Source organism: Fructilactobacillus sp. X2R1C1 (assembly GCF_059901435.1).
Window position 1 is genome coordinate 1 of record NZ_JBWXUV010000030.1, and the last position, 437, is coordinate 437.

Sequence of the window (437 nt, forward strand, 5' to 3'; positions counted from 1 at the left end):
GGGTATTCCTGAAGTAACGGAAACCAGCCAACTAGCTCGCGACCTCGAACTAGCACGGATGAGCGGTGTTCATTACCACGTCTGTCACGTCTCAACGGCGCGCAGCGTGGAACTGATTCGACGGGCCAAAGCGGATGGTGTGCACGTCACCGCTGAGGTTTCCCCGCATCACCTGTTATTAGACGATTCCATGATTACCAGTGACGACCCCATGTACAAGATGAATCCGCCACTGAGAACCAAAAAAGACCGGCAAGCGTTACTAGATGGATTATTGGACGGCACCATCGACATGATTGCGACCGACCACGCCCCTCACACCGTCTCTGACAAGGGGAATTCTTTTAACGATGCGGCTTTCGGGATTACCGGCATCGAAACAGCCTTTCCACTGCTGTACACCAGACTGGTTGAAACTGGGCGAGTCACTCTCAGTC

At 53.5% G+C, this 437-nt stretch carries 1 protein-coding gene; it reads left to right on the plus strand.

From position 1 onward, the window contains the following. A partial coding sequence (locus AC6UDG_RS07315; RefSeq protein ID WP_500706942.1) for an amidohydrolase family protein occupies positions 1-437 on the plus strand: 437 nt, incomplete at both ends.